21 protein-coding genes and 2 pseudogenes are annotated in these 21,956 nt (G+C 42.6%); 13 read left to right on the top strand and 10 right to left on the bottom strand.

The window, feature by feature from the left end:
• Positions 1 to 76: 76 nt before the first annotated feature.
• Positions 77 to 946, bottom strand: a complete 870-nt coding sequence (locus tag A1WG_RS07610) for an aldo/keto reductase (protein ID WP_001515806.1) — start codon at positions 944 to 946, stop codon at positions 77 to 79.
• A 250-nt stretch (positions 947 to 1,196) separates the two neighbouring features.
• Between A1WG_RS07610 and A1WG_RS07615 the strand changes: the two genes are divergently transcribed.
• A complete protein-coding gene (locus tag A1WG_RS07615) occupies positions 1,197 to 2,048 on the top strand; it encodes an aldo/keto reductase (RefSeq protein ID WP_001195264.1) in 852 nt (283 codons plus the stop codon).
• Positions 2,049 to 2,074: 26 nt separating this feature from the next.
• A complete protein-coding gene (locus A1WG_RS07620; RefSeq protein ID WP_001515805.1) occupies positions 2,075 to 3,064 on the top strand; it encodes an aldo/keto reductase in 990 nt (329 codons plus the stop codon).
• Between the two features lie 34 nt (positions 3,065 to 3,098).
• Here the strand turns inward: A1WG_RS07620 and A1WG_RS07625 are convergent.
• A pseudogene (locus A1WG_RS07625) lies at positions 3,099 to 4,017 on the bottom strand (LysR family transcriptional regulator).
• A gap of 148 nt (positions 4,018 to 4,165) precedes the next feature.
• Here A1WG_RS07625 and A1WG_RS07630 point away from each other — a divergent pair.
• From A1WG_RS07630 to ykgO, 5 genes are all read left to right on the top strand, one after another.
• On the top strand, positions 4,166 to 4,948 hold the full coding sequence (locus tag A1WG_RS07630) for an SDR family oxidoreductase (protein WP_000699099.1): 783 nt from the start codon (positions 4,166 to 4,168) through the stop codon (positions 4,946 to 4,948).
• 125 nt (positions 4,949 to 5,073) lie between these two features.
• Positions 5,074 to 5,325, top strand: coding sequence for a YdgH/BhsA/McbA family protein (locus A1WG_RS07635; RefSeq protein ID WP_000645741.1), 252 nt, complete (start codon positions 5,074 to 5,076; stop codon positions 5,323 to 5,325).
• Positions 5,326 to 5,642: 317 nt separating this feature from the next.
• Positions 5,643 to 5,744: a small membrane protein YkgR gene (gene ykgR / locus A1WG_RS07640; protein WP_000662202.1), complete on the top strand. Its 102-nt coding sequence runs from the start codon at positions 5,643 to 5,645 to the stop codon at positions 5,742 to 5,744.
• 473 nt (positions 5,745 to 6,217) lie between these two features.
• Positions 6,218 to 6,481 carry a type B 50S ribosomal protein L31 gene (locus A1WG_RS07645; RefSeq protein WP_000812360.1) on the top strand — a complete coding sequence of 88 codons (264 nt, stop codon included), beginning with the start codon at positions 6,218 to 6,220 and terminating at the stop codon, positions 6,479 to 6,481.
• Positions 6,481 to 6,621, top strand: a complete 141-nt coding sequence (gene ykgO / locus A1WG_RS07650) for a type B 50S ribosomal protein L36 (RefSeq protein ID WP_000866436.1) — start codon at positions 6,481 to 6,483, stop codon at positions 6,619 to 6,621. Before A1WG_RS07645 ends, ykgO begins: the two co-directional genes overlap by 1 nt.
• Positions 6,622 to 6,715: 94 nt before the next feature.
• Here the strand turns inward: ykgO and A1WG_RS07655 are convergent, their stop codons facing one another.
• The 3 genes from A1WG_RS07655 to A1WG_RS07665 all read right to left on the bottom strand — a co-directional run bounded on the left by A1WG_RS07655 (position 6,716) and on the right by A1WG_RS07665 (position 9,484).
• Positions 6,716 to 7,393 carry a tetratricopeptide repeat protein gene (locus A1WG_RS07655; protein ID WP_001515804.1) on the bottom strand — a complete coding sequence of 226 codons (678 nt, stop codon included), beginning with the start codon at positions 7,391 to 7,393 and terminating at the stop codon, positions 6,716 to 6,718.
• A gap of 59 nt (positions 7,394 to 7,452) precedes the next feature.
• The gene (locus A1WG_RS07660; protein ID WP_001143170.1) at positions 7,453 to 8,748 is read right to left on the bottom strand and encodes a prolyl oligopeptidase family serine peptidase; all 1,296 of its coding nucleotides are present in this window, start codon (positions 8,746 to 8,748) and stop codon (positions 7,453 to 7,455) included.
• Positions 8,749 to 8,836: 88 nt separating this feature from the next.
• Entirely contained in the window at positions 8,837 to 9,484 is a 648-nt protein-coding gene (locus tag A1WG_RS07665) for an O-methyltransferase (RefSeq protein WP_001515803.1), read from the bottom strand.
• Positions 9,485 to 9,629: 145 nt separating this feature from the next.
• Between A1WG_RS07665 and A1WG_RS07670 the strand changes: the two genes are divergently transcribed.
• Positions 9,630 to 10,307 carry a TetR/AcrR family transcriptional regulator gene (locus A1WG_RS07670; RefSeq protein ID WP_001515802.1) on the top strand — a complete coding sequence of 226 codons (678 nt, stop codon included), beginning with the start codon at positions 9,630 to 9,632 and terminating at the stop codon, positions 10,305 to 10,307.
• Positions 10,308 to 10,463: 156 nt separating this feature from the next.
• Here A1WG_RS07670 and A1WG_RS07675 read toward each other — a convergent pair whose 3' ends face one another.
• Positions 10,464 to 11,237 carry an ABC transporter ATP-binding protein gene (locus A1WG_RS07675; RefSeq protein WP_000677460.1) on the bottom strand — a complete coding sequence of 258 codons (774 nt, stop codon included), beginning with the start codon at positions 11,235 to 11,237 and terminating at the stop codon, positions 10,464 to 10,466.
• Positions 11,234 to 12,301 carry a FecCD family ABC transporter permease gene (locus A1WG_RS07680; RefSeq protein ID WP_001146466.1) on the bottom strand — a complete coding sequence of 356 codons (1,068 nt, stop codon included), beginning with the start codon at positions 12,299 to 12,301 and terminating at the stop codon, positions 11,234 to 11,236. The genes A1WG_RS07675 and A1WG_RS07680 overlap by 4 nt, the downstream gene beginning before the upstream one ends.
• A gap of 209 nt (positions 12,302 to 12,510) precedes the next feature.
• On the opposite strand from A1WG_RS07680, the gene A1WG_RS07685 reads away from it, so the two are divergent.
• Together A1WG_RS07685 and A1WG_RS07690 are read left to right on the top strand one after the other, a co-directional pair.
• Positions 12,511 to 13,560, top strand: coding sequence for an ABC transporter substrate-binding protein (locus tag A1WG_RS07685; RefSeq protein WP_000700644.1), 1,050 nt, complete (start codon positions 12,511 to 12,513; stop codon positions 13,558 to 13,560).
• Positions 13,561 to 13,562: 2 nt separating this feature from the next.
• Positions 13,563 to 14,255: a substrate-binding domain-containing protein gene (locus tag A1WG_RS07690; RefSeq protein WP_001515801.1), complete on the top strand. Its 693-nt coding sequence runs from the start codon at positions 13,563 to 13,565 to the stop codon at positions 14,253 to 14,255.
• Between the two features lie 257 nt (positions 14,256 to 14,512).
• On the opposite strand, the gene A1WG_RS07695 is transcribed toward A1WG_RS07690, so the two are convergent.
• Entirely contained in the window at positions 14,513 to 15,127 is a 615-nt protein-coding gene (locus A1WG_RS07695) for a YagU family protein (protein ID WP_001019913.1), read from the bottom strand.
• A gap of 677 nt (positions 15,128 to 15,804) precedes the next feature.
• Between A1WG_RS07695 and A1WG_RS24615 the strand changes: the two are divergent.
• Positions 15,805 to 15,981: pseudogene (locus A1WG_RS24615) on the top strand (integrase); the annotation flags it as partial.
• Positions 15,982 to 16,419: 438 nt separating this feature from the next.
• Here the strand turns inward: A1WG_RS24615 and A1WG_RS07700 are convergent.
• Positions 16,420 to 17,385, bottom strand: a complete 966-nt coding sequence (locus A1WG_RS07700) for a hypothetical protein (protein ID WP_000049501.1) — start codon at positions 17,383 to 17,385, stop codon at positions 16,420 to 16,422.
• A 672-nt stretch (positions 17,386 to 18,057) separates the two neighbouring features.
• On the opposite strand from A1WG_RS07700, the gene A1WG_RS07705 reads away from it, so the two are divergent.
• Positions 18,058 to 19,266: a type II restriction endonuclease gene (locus A1WG_RS07705; RefSeq protein WP_000110239.1), complete on the top strand. Its 1,209-nt coding sequence runs from the start codon at positions 18,058 to 18,060 to the stop codon at positions 19,264 to 19,266.
• Between the two features lie 34 nt (positions 19,267 to 19,300).
• On the opposite strand, the gene A1WG_RS07710 is transcribed toward A1WG_RS07705, so the two are convergent.
• A complete protein-coding gene (locus A1WG_RS07710; RefSeq protein WP_001288444.1) occupies positions 19,301 to 20,734 on the bottom strand; it encodes a DNA cytosine methyltransferase in 1,434 nt (477 codons plus the stop codon).
• A 406-nt stretch (positions 20,735 to 21,140) separates the two neighbouring features.
• Here A1WG_RS07710 and A1WG_RS07715 point away from each other — a divergent pair, with 406 nt between their 5' ends.
• Positions 21,141 to 21,914 carry an LEM-3-like GIY-YIG domain-containing protein gene (locus A1WG_RS07715; protein WP_000355482.1) on the top strand — a complete coding sequence of 258 codons (774 nt, stop codon included), beginning with the start codon at positions 21,141 to 21,143 and terminating at the stop codon, positions 21,912 to 21,914.
• The last annotated feature ends 42 nt before the right edge of the window (positions 21,915 to 21,956 follow it).

Genomic DNA, 21,956 nt, shown 5'->3' with positions numbered 1-21,956 from the left:
CTACTTTATAAAATAAAGCCTGTACGCTCAGATAAAACATCCTCATCCAAATGATATAGCTCAACAAATACTAAAATCAGTCATGTATTTTTACGCCAAGACAACCACGAACAAACTCAGGATTAAAATGTTTTACGGATTCGCCAACATAGCCTAAATCGAGTGAACTAATTTGTTCCATTTCTTCATCTGTCAGGGAAAAATCCCAGATGGCGAAATTTTCCTCAATACGGTGTTGATGAGTCGATTTCGGTATAACAACTACGCCTCGTTGAATATTCCAGCGCAGGATTACCTGAGAAATCGATTTCTGGTGAGTATTTGCAATACTCTGAAGCATTTTGTTTTCAAATGGCTTATGTCTTCCACCGCCTAATGGAGCCCAGGCTTCAGGCTGCACATTATAGTACTTCATCGTTGCCAGCGCCTCAGGTTGAGCAAAATAGGGATGCAGTTCCACCTGGTTTACCATTGGTTTTACTCTGACAGTTTCACAAAAATTTGCTAATACATGAGGATAGAAGTTGGAAACACCAATCGCTTTCAGTTTCCCCTCATCATAAGCCTCTTCCAGGGCGCGCCACGCACTGAAATAATCGCGCATTGCCTGGTGCAATAAATAGAGATCAAAGTATTCAAGGCCCGATTTTTTTAACGATGCTTCAATTCCTGCTTTTGCTGTATCGCGATCGACCATGTCCTGTACCCAAAGTTTTGAGGTAATAAATAATTCCTCTCGGGTACAAAGACCTTCCGAAATGGCCTCACGAACCGCTTCACCGACAGCATCTTCATTACCGTATACCGCAGCAGTATCGATAAGACGATAACCTGTCCGGATAGCACTCAACACCGACTGTTTACATTCTTCTTTATCGGTAACCTGAAAAACCCCAAAACCGACCATCGGCATTTTAAGATTGTTGCTTAATACAGAAAATTCCACGGTAAGCACCTCCATCACGTATGGATCATTATTCTAAGTTAAAATACAACTCCCGATTAGTATGCAAATTGTGATTTCACTTATGCAGATAATTCATTAATAAAATAGACCCACCTGGTTACTAGGCCACTCAAATCTGCATTCTGGCGGATTAATGAATTTTGTTCATAGCCCCTGACAAATCCTTCCGTCTAATCTCATCACTCCCTTTACGTTATGCTTCCCGTGAACAATAACGGGAGGTAACACCATGCAAACTGTAAAACTGAACAACGGTATTGAAATGCCCTTGCTGGGTTTTGGTGTATTTCAGATGACAGATGCCGCCGAATGCGAAAGAGCGGTTATTGACGCTATTGACACCGGTTATCGCCTGATTGATACCGCCGCTTCATATCAGAATGAAACCCAGGTTGGGAATGCGCTAAAACAAAGTGGTATTGCGCGTAACGAACTCTTTGTCACCACTAAACTCTGGTTGCAGGATACGAATTACGAAGGTGCCAAAGCCCAGTTCGAACGCTCACTGAATCGACTGCAACTTGATTACGTTGACCTGTATTTGATTCACCAGCCATACGGCGATGTCCACGGTGCCTGGCGCGCCATGGAAGAACTGCAACAGGCAGGCAAGATCCGCGCTATTGGCGTCAGTAACTTCCACCCTGACCGACTGGCTGACCTTATCGCCTTTAATAAAGTCGTTCCGGCGGTGAACCAGATTGAAGTTAACCCCTTCAACCAGCAATTACAGGCCGTTCCGTGGATGCAAAGTCGTGGTATTCAGCCAGAAGCCTGGGCACCGTTTGCGGAAGGTAAAAATGGTCTGTTCCAGCATCCTGTATTGGCGGCAATAGGCAAGAAATACGGCAAAAGCGTGGGTCAGGTTGTTTTGCGCTGGATCTACCAACGAGGCATCGTTTCGCTGGCGAAATCAGTACGAAAAGAACGCATGGAAGAAAACATTAACATTCTTGATTTTGAACTCAGTCCTGAAGATATGCTGCAGATTACTGCCCTTGATACTGCAACCAGCGCGTTCTTCTCTCACCGCGATCCCGCAATGGTGGAATGGCTGACTGGCCGCAAACTTGATGTTTAAGCCGCGATAAAAGAGGTATTCATTCAATGCAAAAACGTTATCTGGGTAAATCCGGACTCGAAGTCTCCGCCCTTGGACTCGGTTGCATGGGCTTGAGCTACGGCTACGGTCCGGCAACAAATACCCGTCAGGCTATCGAACTCATTCGCGCTGCCGTTGAACGTGGCGTTACCTTCTTCGATACCGCCGAAGTGTATGGTCCGTATCTGAATGAAGAAGTTGTTGGCGAAGCCTTAAAACCGTTTCGTGACCGCGTGGTGATTGCCACTAAATTTGGCTTTACCTTCGGTGATGATAATAAGCAGCAGATTTTAAACAGCCGCCCGGAACATATCCGTGAAGCCGTTGAAGGATCATTACGCCGTCTGAAGACAGATGTTATTGACCTGTTGTATCAACACCGTGTCGATCCAGATGTCCCGATTGAAGACGTTGCTGGAACGGTGAAAGACCTTATCGCAGAAGGTAAAGTCAAACATTTCGGTCTGTCCGAAGCGGGTGCGCAAACCATTCGTCGTGCACATGCAGTACAACCTGTCACCGCCCTGCAAAGCGAATATTCCATGTGGTGGCGTGAGCCTGAGCAGGAAATTCTGCCGTTGCTGGAGGAGCTGGGAATTGGTTTTGTGCCATTCAGCCCATTAGGTAAAGGTTTTCTGACGGGGTCAATTAAACCAGGGACAACTTTTAGTAAGGATGATTACCGCAGCACCGTACCGCGTTTCGCTGCACAAGCCATTGAAGCCAATGAAAAACTGGTCACGTTGTTGGGTGAGCTGGCTGCAGAGAAAGGGGTAACGTCTGCCCAAATTGCACTGGCCTGGCTGTTAGCACAAAAACCGTGGATTGTTCCCATCCCGGGCACCACTAAACTGCACCGGCTGGAAGAAAACCTGGGCGCTGTCGACATTATTCTTTCGCAGAAAGATACACAGCAGATAACCCTGGCACTGGAAACAATTAAAATCGTCGGTGAACGTTACTCGCCTGAGCACCAGGCACGCGTAGGTCGTTGATGCCCAAACGGGTCCACAGCAAAATGCGGACCCGTTATTCCGAGTAGCGAAGTGCATCGATCAACAGCGCAAAAGCAGGCGGGTGCTGCTTACGGCTGGGATAGTAAAGATAATATCCAGGGAAAGAAGGACACCACTCCTGTAAAACCTGAATAAGTTCGCCTGACTTTACATAATCCTGAACCGAGTTTTCGGGAACACAGGCGATACCAAATCCTGATAATGCTGCATCAATTCTTTCTGGCAGCAGATTAAACGTCAGTTGCCCATCAACTCTGACCCGTAACGGTTTTCCTTCTCGCTCAAACTCCCAGTGATAAATTCCACCGGCAGTTGGCAAACGCATATTGATACACTGATGATTTTGTAGATCGTGAGGCGTTTCTGGTAAGGAATTAGCCGCAAAATACGCCGGTGCTCCCACCACGGCCATCCGCATATCAGGTCCAATCTTCACGGCAATCATATCTTTATCCACACTTTCACCCAGACGGATCCCGGCATCAAAGCGGCCTTCAACAATATCGACAAAACCGTTATCTACCACCAGTTCAACATTGATTTCGGGATACTCCCTGAGGAACGGTTTTAGCTTCGGCCAGACCAGACTGCGCGCAGCATGTTCCCCGGCAGATAAACGAATATTCCCGGAGGGCGTGCCGTTCAGTTGAATAAGTGATTCCAGCTCCTGTTCAAGCTCGTCAATACGAGGCTCAAGACAGGCAATTATTCTCTCCCCTGCTTCCGTGGGAGCCACGCTGCGGGTAGTTCGGGTTAAGAGGCGGATATTTAGCCTTTCCTCCAGCGCCTTAATCGCATGTTTCCTCCAGCGCCTTAATCGCATGGCTGAGAGCAGACTGAGAAACACCGAGTTTGCCCGCGGCTTTGGTAAAACTTCGCTCCCTTGCCACCACAAGAAATATTTGCAATTCGTTGAAGTTTTCTTTGAGCATTGGCGATTTCCTTGTAGAAGCATTCCCTTCAAAACGCACTCATGAAGGGTGTTCATAGACACAATCATTTTAGCCCCATTATTGACAATAATGATAATTGATATTCTGGCTGTATCGAAAATAAGGCTGAATTATCAGAAGGTTTATCATGAAAATACTCGTTGCAGGAGCGACAGGAAGCATTGGCATTCATGTTGTGAATACTGCTATTGCAATGGGCCATCAGCCCGTGGCTCTGGTCAGGAATCGGCGGAAAATCAAATTACTCCCTCGTGGAACAGATATTTTCTATGGCGATGTTTCAATACCTGAAACACTCACCGATTTACCGAAAGATATTGATGCCATCATTTTTACACTTGGCTCCGATGGTCAGGGACGTATTGGTGCCAGAGCGATAGATTACGGCGGTGTACGTAACATTTTGCGAAGATTCATGGCTACACCTGTTCGCATCGCCCTGATGACAACAATTGGCGTTACTGAGCGCCTCAGTAGCTGGAATCAACGTACTGAAGTTCATGACTGGAAAAGACGAGCTGAACGCCTGGTCAGAGCCAGTGGGCATACCTACACTATCGTCAGACCCGGCTGGTTTGATTACAACAATGATGATGAGCACAGAATCGTTATGCTTCAGGGGGATAGACGCCATGCGGGAACACCGGAAGATGGTGTTATCTCCCGGGAACAAATCGCCCAGGTTCTGGTAACTGCTCTGAGCAACGATGCAGCAAAAAATAAAACGTTCGAACTGGTCGCAGAGCGAGGAGAAGCACAGCAGGATCTCACCCCTCTGTTTGCAGAGTTGCAAAGTGATAATCCACAAAAAAATGATGGGGTTTTCGATATAAACAATATGCCCCTTACTGAAGAACCGGAATGCATTATTAACGACCTGAATCTGTATTCAAAAAATTCAAAAATCTGACAACGTTGTCATATGACAGTCAGTCTTATGACAGTTTAGAACTGTATATTTACATATCAAGAAGGAGGAGGCTCCTCCTGATATTCGTCAACTTCCAAATATATCGTTCAAAACAGGTATCAGATATGAAAGCACTACTAATTACTGCATTATTCATGGGATTCATTTCGGTAAATACCGCATCTGCTGCTGAGGAGATTCGTCATGCAGATGGCAAAGAAAAGATTGGTGTAGTTTCAGTCAGTAATGCCCTGACGCTTGATGAGGTATCAAATGCGCTTTCTCGTAAAGCTGATGAGCAAGGAGCAACGTCGTTCAAAATCCTGTCTACGACTGGGAATAACAAACTGCATGGTGTTGCTGAAATCTATAAGTAAATAGTAACTGACTGTTTATCATGAGCATCGATTCCATGACTTGCCCTTACGGCGAAAATACAGCCTCTGCGGGCTGTAAATACGGTGCTCTCTAAATGTGAATAGCACAATTACGCGGGGATCTTACAAGAAGAGCAGAGTAATCCTCAGGGCCAATTTCAGGTGTCGAATATGGATCACTTTTGTGCGATTAGTAATAATTGATGTAATACATCTTTTCAAATTTGTGATACACCTCAAAAAATTGGTTGACCAAACTCGCTATCTATATACAAGGCGCTTATGAGGTGCGCTCTTTTTAAAGCGAGGAAATACCAATGAAAGAGAATAAGATACAGGAAATCAGTAATAAACTGATTAATATTGTTGTTTTTGTTGCAATTGTAGAATATGCCTATTTATTCCTCCACTTCTATTAATTACATCAAAAAACAATTCCCTTAGGTGATATTTAATATATGTATCTTCTACCTCCTTCATAATAGCTATGCCTGTGGGAGAGGTATTTGTACTGTTTCAAAGGGAAGCTTAAAAAAACCGTATTTGTGCCGCACTGAAAGAGATTGCGCATTGAGTCAGCATTTTAGTTACCCAATGCGCATGTTGGTTCACTAAATTGCTACTTTGGCTGTGTGATAAATAATCAGCCGGTAAAGCAGAGCTTACCCACATTCTCAAATGCTTTCATACTGCTCCGCGGGTCGCGTCGTAAATCAGCAGTTCGGCTGCTGAATAGTGCCGTTACCAACGATAGCCAACAACATCTCTCACTTCCGGCACGTTCGGTTAGCTGCTGGAATCCCGCATATCCAGGTGGTCATGGGATTTTGTTGAAATTATCTGGACGAGAATGTATCTTTATTGTTATGTTATAACGTAACAGGAAGAAGTAATGAAACAAAATATCCATCCTGAATATCGTACCGTGGTGTTCCACGACACCAGTGCTGATGAGTACTTTAAAATTGGCTCCACTATCAAAACAGACCGTGAGATTGAACTGGATGGCGTAACGTATCCGTATGTAACGATTGATGTCTCTTCAAAATCACACCCGTTCTATACCGGGAAACTGAGATCCGTTTCATCAGAAGGAAATGTGGCGCGATTTACCCAGCGTTTTGGTCGTTTTGTTAGCACGAAAAAGGGGGCATGATGAAAGTCCTTAACTCTCTGCGCACAGCAAAAGAACGCCACCCAGACTGTCAGATTGTGAAGCGAAAAGGACGGCTATATGTTATTTGTAAATCTAATCCCCGTTTTAAGGCTGTTCAGGGGCGCAAGAAAAAGCGTTAACTCTGAGTTCGAAGGTTCAACAATACTTGTCTGGCTGGTCGCATAATCATGCCTGATTAATGCTGGTGTATTCAGTACGCCAGCATTAACTCACCTACTGCTGACGCTGTGTATTAGCTGCATCAATCGCTTTTTGATACCACTTTTCAGCCAGTTGGGGATTTTTCTCGACGCCCAATCCTAGTGAATAAATATCACCTAAAGCCACAAAACTGGGGGCAGTGATATGATCCATTCTGTTGATATGTTTAAGATAAAGGTTTATCGCTTTTTGGTAATCGCGTTCTACACCATAACCTTGCTCATAAAGTTTCGCCAGACGATACTGCGCCGTAATATCATTATGTTTATCGCCGTTCTTATAATATTCCGCTGCTTTTTTATAGTCCTGAGAAACGCCTAATCCTCTTTCATAAATAATCCCAAGATAACGTGCAGCTTTCATTTCTCCCGCTAAGTCAGCTTGCTCAAAAAGGCTTAAGGCTTTGGCATAATCAAACGGTACGCCATACCCATTAAGATATAAAATCCCTAAATCCAGTTTCGCTCGGGGATTTCCGCTGGCTGCTGATTTCGTCAACCATTTAAAAGACTGAGCGTAATTCACCGTTTGGTTGTAGTTTCCATTTAGGTATGCTTCCCCCAATCTGGCTTGTGCTTCTGCATCTCCTTGAGCAGAGCGTGTAAGTATTTCGTCAAAATTCATTTTTGATGCCGTATCTGCATATACAGATGCAGAAAAAAATAGAATTACAAATAATAATGTCTTCATTCTGTCTCTCGGCAAAAATGACTGTCAACACGTTACCTGATGACAGTCTGGTCTATTTTTTATTGTTTACGTTGGTTAAATAACCATTCGCGAATAGGTTCTATGCTGTAAGCAATACGCCATGTGTTACGATGCCCACTTGCCCCTTCTCGCGAAGAGTATTCATCAAATACACTGTCTTTTATAAAAACGGTATAACGGATATTAGTTTGTTCTTCAAACAAAGTGTCGGCAGCAAATCGATATTGCTCAGGCTCCCACTGGCCATTCCATGCCGCGCGAGAAACCTTTCCGCCAAATTGCTCAAGACGTTCAGTAATCGCGTTGAAGCTGGGAAAAGCTCCTGAATCATCCTCTGAGGCCATAAACCATAATTTGTTTTTAGCTATTGGAGCAACCTGTTCCGCATCCCACTTTCCTGCAACCAGGTAACTTGCTGTGAAAAAATCAGGATATTTAATATTCATGGCGATGGCCAGCATACATCCCCCTGACTGACCAGTAACATAAATACGCTCAGGATCTATTTTATATTCTTTTACCAAATACTGAACAAGATTTATTGTTGTATCAAGCAATGTTGAGGTACGCCAGTCATCATCAGCAATGATTTCATTATATTGAGGAGCTAAAACATAACAGGGGCGTTTCATTTGCTCTTCAGGTTCTGCCCAAATTACTGCGCCTAACCCCTGAAACAGAGTCGTTGTAACTTGTGCACTGGTAGCCCCTGCATCATGCATAAAAAGAACCAGTGGTAATGGTTTATTTTGTTCTTCAGGAATAAAGAAATTATATTTTAGTATTTTCCCGCTTTCTTTATCTTTATATTCATCTTGTCTAAAACTATCCACTACCAGGTTTGAAACGGCGTTAGTTTCCAGTGTGGTATTTTGTGTGACGACAACAGCAGAAGCATCTTTATATTTAATTGTTTGGTTCAGTTTTTCTCCTGCAACCCAGGTAGGTTTACCTTGCCCTTGTTTGGGCGCTGCTTTTTGTATTGTTGGGTCCGTTATAGTTTCTTGCCATTCATTTTGTGGTTTGCTGTGTTCCAGTTCAAGTATCGCGTACTTACCTGATTTTGCTTCAACCAAAGCTGTTGACTGGCTGACAAATGTTTTATTGATGTGATAATTTTTTACACTAAACTCTATTGTTGAAAGTTCTTCCTTGTTTATAGGTTTTTCAAATTCTACAGCGATCGCAATAAGTCGAACTCCGTCACCAAAAACTTGTGTAATAGCTGTAGCATTTATTGCTTTGTTATTTGTGTTTGCAAATACAATGCGAGGCATTGAAACAATTAAAGCACCCGCAACACTTTTAATTAAAAACTCTCTGCGCGTCGGCATAAATGCCCCTTTACTTCTGATAAAAAGTAGATGAGTATCAGTATGAACAAGGACTATGATTTTTCAACTTTATCATTCGTACTTATATTTAACTTATCTTCAGTGCTAACTCTGTACCTCGTTTTATCGGTAATGTTATAGAAATAAAACCATTCTGTGGATCACGAACATAAGATAAAAAATCTGGTTCTGCGTTATCATTTAATATATATCCTCCCACTCGTAGCTGCGGCGCAACAATCTCAGTAACCTGACGAGCAAGACTTGGGCCATCAGCAAGAGGGAAACCATCAATAAGAATAAAATCGACAGGACCACCGAGATCTTTCAGCGTTTCTCTCGCATCACCGACACGAATATCAACAAAAGACGTAAGACCAGCCTCTGCCAGATTTCGGGACGCGACTTCAGCCTTTTCCCGAACCATTTCAGAACCAATCACCAGTCCGCCACCATTATCTTTCATCGCAGCGGCAAAATAGAGTGCTGACATACCTACAGAAGTTGCAAAGTCCACAACACGAGTGGCTTTCATTGCCCGGCACAGTAAGTAGATAAGTTCCCCCTGCTCCGGGGCTATGGAAAAGCCATAACCGGAAAATTTTTCAGGATCAAGTACAGGAGCTTCGCGAAACATCTCCTGCGGGGGATGTTTACGTTCATTATTCATGCGTTCCAGAACACGTATAACCTGGGGATCACGAATGGGGCTGATGCTATTATTTAATCGACTCATAAATAAGGACCTGTATTTTATGAAGTGATGTTACCTGGTTGTTTTCATACACCATGTTATGATCATTGCTTATGTTGTTGGTATAGTGATACCATTTTTGGTACTGGTCAAGTACCAAAAATGAATACAGGAGTAAATGTCTTTGATGAACAAGAGCGAAGTGAGTACACCGGTGCGACGGGGAAGACCCAAAAGTGCGGGACTTGATGAGCGTAAGAAAGCAATAGTTATTGGTGCGTATAGTGCCTTCATTGAGCTTGGTTTTGCCCAAACCTCAACCACAGAAATTGCTCGTCGGGCAAAAGTATCAAAAAGAACAATTTATGAAGTATTCAGTAATAAAAAGGAAATTTTTTCTGAAGTAATTAAAGAATATAAAACCCTGTTCCTCGATCTTCCAAGACCGGAAAACGAGATGCTTCCTATTAATGAAACTCTGTTTCGCATATTCCGATTAGATATAGGTCAGGAAGAAGCTAAAGAGAGAGAAGCACTCTTAAAATTAATGACACGTGAATCAATTCTTTTTCCAGAGCTTTCAGACTATTTATATGCCACTAAAACGCTTCATTCAAGAGAACTGTTAATAGAATGGCTGGATATTCAACAAGCTCAAGGGCGTATTGCTGTTAAAAACACGGGTAATTGCGCGGGGATGCTAATGGATATTGTTTTTGGCGCATTAATTCCTCGTCGATGGGTTTTGGACGTTAACGAAGATCAGACACTAACACCTGAAGGTCGTCAGCAGCAACTTGAGGAAATAAAAGAGCGTATCGAAACCGTTATACAAGGGATCAAAACTGAGCCTGCTCATCCATAGCATTTGATGGACGTTTTTTATGCAAATTACGAGGTAGCACTCATACTTTATACAAATAATCTTGCCATCAAAGATGAAACCGGCTTACTCAATCTGACTGATGAAAGTGTCGAAAAGCGCCGGAAGGCGCAGGATGAAAAATATTTAATACGCGTGCTAATCCGGAATAACACCATCGACAATAAGTTGTAACAAGCCCTGAGAACAATGCTCTATCCGTCCACGAATATGATATACACTAGCCAGATTCTCTGGCGTAATGACCTCTTCTGGATTTCCGCTGGCAATAAGTTTACCTTTTTTTAGCATGACGACATAATCACCGTATCGTAATGCGATATTTATATCATGAACTACCATAACTGTGACTATATTGCGACTCCGTGTCTCGCTTCTGACTAAATCCATAACATGAAACTGGTGGTTTAAGTCCAATGCACTCAGTGGCTCATCCAGTAGTAATATAGATGGATTTCGGGCCAATGATTGTGCCAGCCCAACCAGTTGCCGCTGACCTCCGGATAATTGATCCAGATAACAAAAGGCCAGATGTTCTATTCCTAGTTGTCTGAGAATAGCTATTGATTGTGTTTTTTCATCTATGCTCCCTATCTTTGAAGTACGCAGAGCAACAAAAATAGATTCCAGCACATTCAAATGCACGTCATGCGGTAAGAACTGTGGTAGAAATATTGTACTGTCGGCACGGGCTGAAAATGGCATCTGCATAAGGTTGACCCCATCAAGAAATATATTACCGCTAACCTTATTCAGCCCCGCCAGGGCACGTAGCAACGTCGACTTTCCACAACCATTTGGCCCCAGAATGATGGTTATTTTTCCGCGAGGGAGTTCAGATAAACTAAGATCACATATTACGTTTTTTTTCTGATAACCCGCGTTTAATTTATACAGTGAAAGACCTTTCATAACAAACTCCTGCGATAACGCAGAATAATACTAATAAATAATGGAACACCAACAAGTGATGTGACAATACCAATCGGGATAATGACACCAGGAATAATACTTTTTGAGGCAATTGAAGCCAGAGAGAGCACCAGACCTCCAGTTAATGTGCTTCCCGTCAGATAAAAACGATGTTCCTCACCAAATAGCATTCGGGAAATATGCGGAGAGACAAGACCAATAAAACCAATCGGACCAACGAAGGCTACCGACAATGCAGCAAGTAAACTTATACGTAACAGGGAAGAAAGACGCAGTTGATAAGCATTGATACCAAACCCCATAGCCCTCTCTTCTCCCATGCGCAATGCTGTAAGTTGCCATGAGCGAGAAAATGACCATAGAAAAACAATGATAAACACGCCTAATAAAACGCCCAGTCTGCTCCAGGATGCACGAGCCAGACTGCCCATTGTCCAGAATACCAGTCCCTGGAGAGTATCCTCATCCGCAATAAACTGCATCATTGCCACAAGTGCATTGAATGTGAATACCAATGCGATACCCAGAAGAATCACTCCCGAAGTTGCTATTCTTAGCCAACGAGACATGCTATCGAGTAATAAAGCTGACAGAAGAGAAAATATAAAAGCGTTTGCTGGAACAAACCATGTTGCCGATATACCAGGAATACCGATCCCCAGGACAATAGCCAGAGCTGCACCAAATGCCGCTGCAGAGGAAACCCCAAGTGTAAAGGGACTGGCTAATGGATTGTTGAGGATCGTCTGCATTTCTGCGCCCGCGAGTCCCAAAGCCATGCCAACCAGCAAAGCCATTAAGGCGTAGGGTAATCGGATTTCCCAAACAATGACCTGGATGCTGGTATCAGAGCTAAATGGATGCACTAATGCGTGCCATAACTCACTGACTGACAAACTGGAAGAACCCAGAATAATATCCAGAAATAGTGAGAAAAGTGTCGCCAGTGTTATTATTGAAATCAATATAATTCGTTTACGGACAAGTTGGTGGTACTGATACTCTATCGCATCAGGTGATTGTGAATAGATGAGGTACGGCAACGTAACGACTCCTTTATCTCTGCTATTCTGGCAATACGTCTTTGGGGTTACAGATAACTGAATTGAAAGTTTCTGCTGAACAAATAAAAATCACATTCTCTTCATATAACCACATCAAAAATATCCCCGAATCACTTTTCCCAGCGCCTGACTGGTGTTACCATTTCGGTATATAACCATTTATATACCGATTTTTAGTGTGATGGAATATGAAAATAAATAATAAGTTGTTTTTATTAATGATTTTTTTGCTTTCTTTATCATTTACTACGCAAGCTGAACGAACTTTCACCGATCAGATTGGTCGTGAGGTGAAAGTACCCGACAAAGTTGATCGTATTGTTGTACTTCAACATCAAACTTTGAATCTTTTAGTGCAGATGAATGCCACCGATAAAATCGTGGGTGTTATGTCAAACTGGAAACAGCAACTTGGCAGCAATTATGCACGTCTTGCACCAGAATTAGTCAGCAAGGCATCATTAGGAGATTTAACCCATGTCGATGCTGAAAAATTGGTGGCCTTGCATCCACAGGTCGTTTTTGTCACCAATTATGCGCCGCAAGAAATGATCGACAAAATCAGTAGCCTTGGAATTCCAGCAGTAGCAATTTCTTTGCGGCACGATGACGAGGGAGAGAAGAATAAACTTAATCCAACAATGGCTGATGAAGAACAGGCTTACGTAAAAGGGCTATATGAAGGGATTATGCTGATAGGCAATATCATCAATAAGCCTGAAGAGGCTAAAGCGTTAATCAAGGCCACTGAAAATGGTCGTAATATTGTGAGTGAGCGGCTGCAGAATCTACCCGAAGAAAAGCGTATTCGTGCCTATATGGCTAATCCAGAATTGACAACGTATGGTTCCGGAAAATACACAGGATTAATGATGAAACATGCCGGTGCAGTAAACGTCGCCGCGTCCACCATTAAAGGGTTCAAACAAGTCTCAATGGAACAAGTAATTGCATGGAATCCTCAGGTAATTTTTGTGCAAAATCGCTACCCTGGCGTGGTGAATGAAATACGGTCAAATCCGCAATGGCAGGTAATAGATGCTGTCAAAAATCATCGTGTTTATTTGATGCCAGAGTATGCAAAAGCATGGGGTTATCCGATGCCCGAGGCTATGGGTATTGGAGAGTTGTGGATGGCGAAAAAACTGTATCCTGAAAAATTCAATGATATCGATATGCATAAAATAGCCAATGACTGGTATAGAAAGTTTTACCGTACTAATTATCAAGGTGAATAATAATGCGTGTACTTGCTGCGGGTAGTTTACGCCAGGTATGGAAATCACTTATATTGGGATTTCAGGATGATAATGTTCATTGTGACTTTGGTCCAGCCGGTATATTGAGGGAACGTATTGAAGCGGGTGAGAGATGTGATCTTTTTGCATCAGCGAATATGGCTCATCCGCAAATGTTAATGGCCACAGGACATGCCTTGTGTATTAAACCTTTTGCCTATAATCGTTTGTGCCTGTATGTTCGGGCGAATAAACTTAATGAAAATGACGATTGGTATTCTTTATTAAACAGGGAAACGTTGCGAATCGGAACATCAACCGCGGGATGTGATCCCGCTGGTGATTACACTCACCAGCTTTTTGAAAATATGGGTAGTGTTGGAGTAAAAATAAGACAACGGGCAGTTGCATTGGTGGGGGGAAGACATTCATTACCTCTTCCAAAAAATGTGATAGCCGCGCAGTGGCTAATTGAAAATGATTATACCGATTTGTTCATAGGTTATGCCAGTTACGCTCCCGGCTTACAATCAATTGAATCAGTAAAAGTTATAGAAATACCTGAACATTATAATCCGATTGCTATCTATGGATTTGCCTGTCTGACCGAGAAAGCCAGGCCACTTTGCAACTTTTTAGTTTCGCCAGATGCCAGGGCGATACTTGAGCAACATGGGTTTATGTCATCACGTTGAGCCTACACTCTTCGCATTACAAACTATAAATACCATTATATAAATAAATCAGTTAATTCATCATAACTGCATTTCCACACCCTGTCCCAAAATATGTGAAATTTTATGAATCTCAGTTTTACCCAGTATGCGTATTGATACCTGCATAGTCCAGGAGAAAGTAAATGGCGATGTAGACGTATGAAAAGAAGAATAAAGCCACGGCTTTGATCTATAAAAATGGCGCTATATCTGCGCCATTTTTATCATTCAATTCGTTATCTGTTTGAACCTAAAGGGATCTCAGGATCAGGCTCGTGAGTAATTCTGTTTCGTAAATCTCTACGAATAATTTCAATAGACCAGAACCATACTAAATGTCCAAAAATTTCAGAGACATTCTCATACCACGGAAGATCAAAAAGAGGTGGTGTAAGTCCCATTAGAGGGAATGAAATCATATGAACAAAAAGTTGTGCTAAAGCGCCTGCAAGCAAGCCCTGCCAAAGTTTAATTTTGGGAAATACTTCGGCTACTACGCAATAACCAACAGCAAAAACTATCGAAAAGATTATGTGCGTTACACCAACCCAGTTAAAGACATGCCCGGCGAAGGTATAAACCGCCGAATTTGGATCTGTCAGTCCCAACCAATCCCGAAGAAAAATATACGGAGGATTGAGAAAGTTACGGGAGCAATCAATTTGTCCTGCCGCCCTGATTAATGATTCCGGACCACACGCTGCATTAAACATATCAATCGGACTACGTGGCGGCAATGGGACTTCTGCCCCCCACTTAACAAATGCTGAAACAACGCCAGCAATCAGCCCGATAAATGCAGCAAGACCATAACGTCTACGGTTTGGTGGAGTTTGCTCAAATATATTCATACTTACCCTGTTTATTTCATTACGTTAAAGCACCTCTTTAGGAGTATTCATAAAAATAATGAGAATGTAAAGAACTGTATTGTTTTGTATTGATAACAGGTTATTTAATAACCTGTTAACGTATACTCCATAATTTCTCCACATTTTCATGTTAAATATAGTAAAGAGAGTATGATGTTTCTCTCAGAGATAATTAATCATTCCTTTTGCCCACCTCAACGGTGGGCTTTTTTTATGCAAAGTCTAAAAATTACACAGACAATAAAAATAATTCAAAGTAACCGTAACTTATCACTTATCCGACTGTTACAAACTACAATAGTTAATCTTTTCTGGTTATATTTTATCTGACTGCTAATATTTAAACAGACAGGAAATTAATAAGAATTGCTAATCATTCAACACACATACCACTGAAAGGTCACCAACCTGCCGCAGGTGGTAAAAATGGTATTGCTGCGGTTTTGTTGTGATTTTTATAAGCAGTATTGGTGAATTATGAACCATCAGCCCCATGTATGACGTGCATTTTTCCGAGTATCCTTGTTACTGAGCCGGGATGCCGGATAGTGCACGAATAATAAAAGTGTCTCAGCCGAAGAATAAACGGCTCCGCTGGATGGAGTCTCATGAAACACAAAGGCTGATTGTTGAATTTGTATTGATAACAGACTTCGTTGCAGGAAATGGGAGGCTGGGAGTCTATCGAAATGGTTCGTCGATATGCTCACCTTTCAGCCAGGCATCTCACCGGACACGCGAGCAAAATCGACGCAATTATAAGCCGCAATGACACAAATACGGCACAAGAGGAGAACGTGGTTTACTTAAAGCAAGATAATTTATTGATTTAAATGGTGCCGATAATAGGAGTCGAACCTACGACCTTCGCATTACGAATTATAAGAATCCGCTTCTAATTCAAAGCATTACCCCATCAACACTGCGCTCACACGTCCCACCACATCAAAACATGTAAAGCCTTGCAAGCCATTGCGAGGCCTTATGTGTCTCAGTTTTGTCCCACCTTGTATTACGACTTGCATAGCCAATGAAGATAAACGTGACGACAAACGGCGCAGCAGTCTTCTTTTCCTTCATACTTTCCCCACCCAGCATGCATACCTTTATGCCATAACTGAAGTTTATGTCTGTTATGAGCGAAAAGCGGGCATTAACGCCCAATTAAAGTGTGAAGCACGTATTCACCATACTCAATTTGAATACCTTAATCACTAAATTTGAACCAAACTGAAAATGCCAAGCGTGCTGAGCCATTCTTAAATTGTTTGTTATATTTCAAGCACGACAGAGTCAATAGACAACCTTGAGTTATCAGAAATATCCTCGACAAACTCAGCCCACGTACCTCTCTCGACTCTTCGACTGCAATAATGCGAAGTAGCCCTAATGAAGCCAATAGCGACATCATACAAATCTTGGATAAATTCTTCTATAATAGCTTCGTTGTTGTCACCGTAGGATAAAAATATAGAGTCACGATAGTTCGCTTTACCACGGTATCTAAATGCCTGAATAAGGAAATTAACTTGTCCTTTTTCTAGTGCGTGATCGCGAACTTCGCGAGCAGCTTTCGTGCGAAAGTTGTCAACACCAAGAGCTTTGAAATCACGAGAAGTTCTCACCCTCTCTTCTGTTTCCCACTTTTTGTAGCCATGAGTCCCCTTTAGATAGGAAACCAGTGCACCATGAGCAGTTTCATTATCATAAGCTCTATTATTCAGGTCGAAACGGTTAGCACCTCTATATGCAGCAATCTCGGCATCAGCAGTGTTTGAAACTAAACTAGTTAGAAGAAGATTAAATGGATATGGGATAAGTTCTTTTTCCGCGATATCTGACTGCCAAACTTTTGCTGTGGCTGTATGTGTCTCTTGAATAGAACCAGAAGATGCTGCAACCATCGCGCTAGCGGAAAAATAGATACTGTAATACCAAGAAATAATAGCTGAACGACATATGTCATATTTATCTTCGACATCTTTATTCATACTTTTCAAAGATGACAGATTATGTAAGGCCATCATTGTGTTCTCAAACACAAGCGTATCAGCTTCACGATTGACAGGTCTACGTTGTACCCGAGCATATAAATCATTTAGTTTATCATCGGCACAAGCGCCACCGTTAACGACTTCGGCAAGGGCCCTCATCCAATTTACAGTCCCCTGAAACGCAAACCGGGGCTCTGCCTGATCACCGGCTTCAAATAGCCTGTCTAATAGCCACTTACTCATGATAAACCTTTGGAAATATGCGGTTATTCAGCGGAAAAATCTGTATCTAAACACGGACTTTTCCACGTTTGTAAATTTAATGTGTGGAACACTACATCGCTTTTGTATAACTGACAACAGCTTATAGGTACAGCCGGGAATTGTATTTGTTATAAATACGGATTAATCCACCTAACAAGTGGTGGCGATACCTTGATCCGGACAAGATATTTTTGCAGTGCAACAACGTCTGCAATTGGCACAGAGCAGACCAGAGACACAGGCGTAAAGCCATGGAGGATCGGCGGGAGGAGGTAAAAATCCTCTCATGCAAAAAATACGCAAAATCGATAACAGTTGGAAATCATTCAATACTCGCACTATCGGAAGTTCACCAGCCAACCGCAGCACGTTCTTGCATACGACGTGGCTGCGGTTTCAACTCCCGCCAGCCCACCAATCATGATTGGACGGTGTAAGGACAACACCAACAAAAACAGGAAGTTAGCAGTCTTAGCAGGACACCGACCAGACGGTGAGGAGACAAAAAAGGATACGCAAAGGAGCCGCGGCTCTCGAGTGACACAAAAGCCCGCTTATGCGGGCTTTTTGTTTTTCCCTTAAGTTCCTAGCCGCTTATCTATAACTATGGAAAAATGTTAACCCTGACTGTATGTTAACAAAGGGATGTATATGTCGGTTTTTCATAACTGGCTGCTTGATATCGCAAGCGGGAATTACTTTATCTACATCAAACGCCTTTCTGCAAACGACACAGGCGCAACAGGTGGCCATCAGGTCGGACTTTATATCCCCTCAAATATCGTTGAAAAGCTTTTTCCATCTATCAATCATACTCGCGAACTGAACCCTTCAGTCTTCCTTACTGCGCATGTATCATCCCATGATTGCCCTGATACCCAAGCACGCGCAATTTATTACAACAACCGTTATTTTGGTAAGACCCGAAACGAAAAAAGAATTACGCGCTGGGGGAGAGGAAGTCCATTACAGAACCCTGAAAATACAGGAGCCCTCACAATTCTTGCTTTCAGGTTAAACGAACAGAACACTGACTGTTCCGAGGTAGATATATGGGTCTGCGTCAATCCCGATGAAGAGGATATCATCGAGTCTGCTATTGGCGAAATCATACCTGGAACCCTAATTTCCGGCCCTGCCGGACAAATTTTGGGCGGATTGTCTCTTCAGCAAACTCCAGTAAATCATAAATATGTTATTCCTGAAGACTGGAAGAAGCGTTTTCCTTCTGGAAACGAAATTATTCAATATGCTGCTGGCCATTATGCTAAAAACTCCAAGGATCCAGATGAGCAACTGATTGACCGTCGGCGTGTCGAGTATGATATTTTTCTACTCGTCGAGGAATTACATGTTCTTGATATTATTAAGAAAGGATTCGATTCTGTAGATGAGTTTATTGCATTAGCCAACTCTGTCAGTAATCGACGTAAATCAAGGGCAGGCAAATCACTTGAACTTCACCTAGAGAAGCTTTTTATCGAGCACGGACTACGGCATTTCTCCACTCAGGCAGTTACTGAAGGTAATAAAAAACCAGATTTCCTGTTTCCTTCAGCAGAGGCATATCATAACGTTGAATTTCCTGTAGAAAACTTACGTATGCTGGCAGTAAAGACCACCTGCAAAGATCGCTGGCGTCAGATACTGAATGAAGCAGATAAAATCCATCAGGTACATTTATTTACACTGCAAGAAGGTGTTTCTTCAGCACAATACCGAGAAATGAAAGATGCGGGTGTCAGACTCGTTGTACCATCAACTTTACATAAAAAATACCCAGAAGCAGTTAGAGAAGAATTAATAACGCTCGGAGCATTCATTACTGAGCTGATAGAGCTTTACGCTGAACTATCATAGGCTGACTCCCGGCTTAAAAGGCCGGGAGATGTTCTCAAGGCTGCCCAGTCTTACCAGCATCAGCAGAAACAGCTTTGAGGATATAGGGTTCCAGAAGTCTGGCAACAGCTTCAAATACTGGCACCACAACTGAGTTACCGAACTGCCGATATGACTGAGTATCTGAAACCGGAATACGGAATGGTTTCCCTCCAGGTTTTTCAAATCCCATAAGGCGTGCGCACTCTCGGGGAGTCAGCCTGCGTGGTCGACGAGCCTGATTACTCTCATTCATAAAGTCAGCCTCTCCCGTTGCCATATCCCAACCACGATCAATAAGAATTTCTGATCCGTCTTTGTGATATCTGGCAGAAAGTGTGCGTGCAATGCTTTCCTTATTCTCAGGATTGACCAACCCAAAGCCAAAACCATTCCCCTTGGCTGCATGCTTTTTGGCGTAGTTATAAAGGTACTCCCATAGTTTTGGCGTAAGTATATATTTACTGTCGACTACAGGCTCCAGCAATTCACCAAATGATGGGCGGTGTTCCGGATAAAAACGACTGATATCACGCAAGGTAAACCCCTTGTGAATATTCAGATCTCGTCTAAATCCGACCAGAACAATGCGTTCACGATGCTGAGGCAAAAAATGCTTCCCATCGATAATCTTTGGATCGTTTTTTCCCATTTCTGCAGCATCGGCAACTTCGTAGCCCAGCTCGTCAAGGGTCTCCATAATGACTTTGAAAGTTTTACCCTTATCATGGCTCTTCAGATTTTTGACATTTTCCAGCACAAAAATTGCCGGTTTTTTTGCTCGTATAATACGTGCCACGTCAAAAAAAAGTGTTCCTTGTGCTTCACATTCAAAACCATGCGCACGACCAAGTGAGTTTTTCTTACTAACACCAGCAAGGCTAAATGGCTGGCACGGGAACCCCGCAAGAAGCACATCATGATCCGGCACATGCTCATCAATATATGCATAAGCATCCGTTTCCAATACATCGGTTTTATCACTCAGCGTGACTTCCCGAATATCGAGATTGAATTTATGCACCTGTTCATCGTTAAACCAGTTGGCCTTGTATGTACGCACAGCATCTTTATTCCATTCACTGGTAAAAACACACTGGCCTCCAATGGCCTCAAAACCTTTCCGTATCCCTCCAATTCCAGCAAATAAGTCAATGAAGCGGAAAGCATATTCCGGATGGTTTGCAGGTGGTTCTGGTAGCATCTTACGCAGAAGAGACTCTTCTACTGAAGTCAACGATTTTGGTAAACACTTGCCATTAATCCAGCGGTTAATGGTTTCACGGCTCCACTCATTTTTTCCGACTTTTCTCAGTAATTCAGCCACATACTTCTGATCATAGATTTCCAGCACTTTCTCGATAAGCTTTTTATCATTTTCCTGTCGCAGCTTTTCTTCCGCCTCGGCTTCCTTCAGCAGATGCTGTGCCAACACTTCAAATTCAGACATAATTCCTCCAAGGGGTCTAATGGGTGAAACTTTATCACTCATTCAACCCAGAAGGAAATGTTTTATCTGGATATTTAAACAGTGACTACAACGTAATCTAGCACTGGTGATGCTTTGTTAGGCATAGAGAATCATTCTATATACGACTAATGACAGAAAAACAGCAGACAAGTAGTTTGTTCATAAATTAACGCATACTATGTGTCTACGGTTTTCGAGACCGGTCCAATCATCAAACGAAACATAAAATTAGCTCACATTATGAGGAAAAGTATCTTTTTTGTACTATGTAAATTCAAAGGCTTAGCCTCATTTCTCCGATGGTTTTCTCAACACTACTGGTTGTGAGCCCTTGCAATGATCATTAATATACGTCTCACAAATAATTCTTCATAGATATTGCAAAATGGATATTACTGAGTTTCCTTCTGGAGTAATTGAACACCTTGGCTGGTATGTATACCGATTGATTGATCCGAGGGACGGAAGCACCTTCTATGTAGGGAAAGGCAAAGGTAACCGCGTATTTGCCCATATGCGCGGTGAAGTGGCAGCGACTGATGATGACGAGTTACTGAGCAACAAGCTAAAGCAAATTAGAGAAATAAGGTTAGCAGGACTTGAAGTTATCCATGTCATCCATCGACACGGAATGACTGATGAAAAGACGGCGTACGAAGTTGAAGCAGCACTTATTGATGCCTACCCTGGGTTAACGAATATCATGAATGGTGCTGGCAGCAATGAATTCGGCGCCGCGCATGTCAAAGAGTTGATAGCAACATATCAGCCCGAAACCATAACATTTCATCATAAAGCATTAATGATATCCGTTAACAGAAGTGCAAAGGATTCAGAGCTTTATGATGCGGTTCGATTTAGCTGGCGCATTAATGTCTCTCGCGCCAGCCAAGCAGAAATCATTCTTGCTACTGTAAGGGGGATCGTTCGAGGGGTTTTCATTGCTGATAAATGGCTCAAATCAACACGTGAAAATTTCCCTTCGTTGAAATACTGGGACGAGGATCCTGACTTTGAGGCAACACAAAGTTCGCGCTATGGTTTTGAAGGTCGAGAAGCCCCACCTGAAATAGCAAATCTTTATCTTGGAAAAAAAATACCAGATGAATTAAGAAAAAAAGGAGCTATGTCCCCGGTCCGTTACTCACCTAATTTTTGAGTCTTTAAGTGATAAGCATAAACCGCAGCACGTCATGCATAC

Origin of the sequence: Escherichia sp. KTE96, from assembly GCF_000408525.1 — a bacterium.
Lineage (GTDB): Bacteria > Pseudomonadota > Gammaproteobacteria > Enterobacterales > Enterobacteriaceae > Escherichia > Escherichia marmotae.
The sequence above is the reverse complement of the archived record's forward strand: the minus strand, read 5'-3'. Positions and strand labels throughout refer to the sequence as shown.

Excerpts from the sequence above, each read along its gene's own strand:
- A1WG_RS07695 (WP_001019913.1), bottom strand. The coding sequence starts at position 15,127 with ATGAATATATTTGAGCAAACTCCACCAAACCGTAGACGTTATGGTCTT.
- A1WG_RS07670 (WP_001515802.1), top strand. The coding sequence starts at position 9,630 with ATGAACAAGAGCGAAGTGAGTACACCGGTGCGACGGGGAAGACCCAAA.
- A1WG_RS07690 (WP_001515801.1), top strand. The coding sequence starts at position 13,563 with ATGCGTGTACTTGCTGCGGGTAGTTTACGCCAGGTATGGAAATCACTT.
- A1WG_RS07615 (WP_001195264.1), top strand. The coding sequence starts at position 1,197 with ATGCAAACTGTAAAACTGAACAACGGTATTGAAATGCCCTTGCTGGGT.
- A1WG_RS07675 (WP_000677460.1), bottom strand. The coding sequence starts at position 11,237 with ATGAAAGGTCTTTCACTGTATAAATTAAACGCGGGTTATCAGAAAAAA.
- A1WG_RS07660 (WP_001143170.1), bottom strand. The coding sequence starts at position 8,748 with ATGCCGACGCGCAGAGAGTTTTTAATTAAAAGTGTTGCGGGTGCTTTA.
- A1WG_RS07630 (WP_000699099.1), top strand. The coding sequence starts at position 4,166 with ATGAAAATACTCGTTGCAGGAGCGACAGGAAGCATTGGCATTCATGTT.
- A1WG_RS07645 (WP_000812360.1), top strand. The coding sequence starts at position 6,218 with ATGAAACAAAATATCCATCCTGAATATCGTACCGTGGTGTTCCACGAC.
- A1WG_RS07620 (WP_001515805.1), top strand. The coding sequence starts at position 2,075 with ATGCAAAAACGTTATCTGGGTAAATCCGGACTCGAAGTCTCCGCCCTT.
- A1WG_RS07655 (WP_001515804.1), bottom strand. The coding sequence starts at position 7,393 with ATGAAGACATTATTATTTGTAATTCTATTTTTTTCTGCATCTGTATAT.
- ykgO (WP_000866436.1), top strand. The coding sequence starts at position 6,481 with ATGAAAGTCCTTAACTCTCTGCGCACAGCAAAAGAACGCCACCCAGAC.
- A1WG_RS07710 (WP_001288444.1), bottom strand. The coding sequence starts at position 20,734 with ATGTCTGAATTTGAAGTGTTGGCACAGCATCTGCTGAAGGAAGCCGAG.
- A1WG_RS07635 (WP_000645741.1), top strand. The coding sequence starts at position 5,074 with ATGAAAGCACTACTAATTACTGCATTATTCATGGGATTCATTTCGGTA.
- A1WG_RS07700 (WP_000049501.1), bottom strand. The coding sequence starts at position 17,385 with ATGAGTAAGTGGCTATTAGACAGGCTATTTGAAGCCGGTGATCAGGCA.
- A1WG_RS07715 (WP_000355482.1), top strand. The coding sequence starts at position 21,141 with ATGGATATTACTGAGTTTCCTTCTGGAGTAATTGAACACCTTGGCTGG.
- ykgR (WP_000662202.1), top strand. The coding sequence starts at position 5,643 with ATGAAAGAGAATAAGATACAGGAAATCAGTAATAAACTGATTAATATT.
- A1WG_RS07705 (WP_000110239.1), top strand. The coding sequence starts at position 18,058 with ATGTCGGTTTTTCATAACTGGCTGCTTGATATCGCAAGCGGGAATTAC.
- A1WG_RS07685 (WP_000700644.1), top strand. The coding sequence starts at position 12,511 with ATGAAAATAAATAATAAGTTGTTTTTATTAATGATTTTTTTGCTTTCT.
- A1WG_RS07665 (WP_001515803.1), bottom strand. The coding sequence starts at position 9,484 with ATGAGTCGATTAAATAATAGCATCAGCCCCATTCGTGATCCCCAGGTT.